Raw genomic sequence first — 1,039 nt, forward strand, 5'->3', positions numbered from 1 at the left:
TGCTCGATGAAGGTGACCAGCGTGGCGTAATCCGTGTCGTCCTTGAAGTCGGCGATGATCATCCCCGCCTTCTCGTCGTCGGAGACGAGGAGACCGCGGTACTGCGCCTTGACCGCCGCCTCGAAGTTCGCCCATTCCTCGGGCGCGCGCGGCAGGTCGGGCCAGGCGATGGCATTGATGTCGATGCGCCCGGCCGAGCCGACGATGGCCTTGGTCTTGCGCAGGGTGAGCGCCTGCACCAGGTGGCGGTGGACCGAGGGGTGGAAGTAGATCTCGTCCGCGACCCGCTTGTAGGCGGCCATGAACTTCTCGTTGTAGATCGTGCCTTCCGTGTTCTCGACCATGATCAGCGTGGTGTTGGCCCCGCCGAACTGCGCCCCGAACTTGGCCATCAGCTCGACGTTCTGGTGGTGCACGGGCAGCATCGCCTCGAGCACGACCTTCAGCGACAGCTGGGTGAACGACATGTAGCCGAGGAAGCCGGTGAGGACGATCATGCCCGCGGCGATCAGGGCCGCGCGGCGCCGGACATAGCCGGCAATTCGGGTCGCGATCATTGCGCCTTCTCCGCGCTGGTGTAGGAAACCGGGGTGACGCCCGCCTCGATGGCGGCCGGCGCGAAGGCGGCGTCGGGCGCGTCGGCCCGCAGGATCAGGCCGCCCTGACCGACGGCCACCGCGTGACCGTCCTTGCCGATGGCGACGCCGCCGATCCAGATGTAGGACAGCGGCACCGTGTCCGGCACCGAGGCCGGCTTGAACGTCCCGTCCACGAGCGAGAGCAGCAGGCCGTTGCCGCCGACGAGGCCCCGGGCCCCGTCCGCCGACAGCGCGACCGACAGAAGATGCTGGCTCACGCCCGAGGCGACCGGCGTGACCGTCCAGGCGCCGTCCGCCGCGACCGACAGCGAGAGCAGCGTGCCGTTCAGCCCGACCGCGTAACCATGATCGCCCGCCATGGCGACGTCGATCAGGGTCGGATAGGCCTGTTCCGAAATGACCTGCCAGGTCGCGCCGCCATCCGCGGTCGCCGCGACGAC

2 protein-coding genes are annotated in these 1,039 nt (G+C 68.7%); both read right to left on the minus strand.

Annotation, left to right across the window (positions count from 1 at the left end; translation table 11 throughout):
• A partial coding sequence (locus tag DKG74_RS21385; protein WP_207779461.1) for an RND transporter family protein occupies positions 1 to 557 on the minus strand: 557 nt, incomplete at its 3' end.
• A partial coding sequence (locus DKG74_RS21935; protein WP_207779462.1) for a beta propeller repeat protein occupies positions 554 to 1,039 on the minus strand: 486 nt, incomplete at its 5' end. The genes DKG74_RS21935 and DKG74_RS21385, both read right to left, overlap by 4 nt.

Origin of the sequence: Zavarzinia aquatilis, from assembly GCF_003173035.1 — a bacterium.
Lineage (GTDB): Bacteria > Pseudomonadota > Alphaproteobacteria > Zavarziniales > Zavarziniaceae > Zavarzinia > Zavarzinia aquatilis.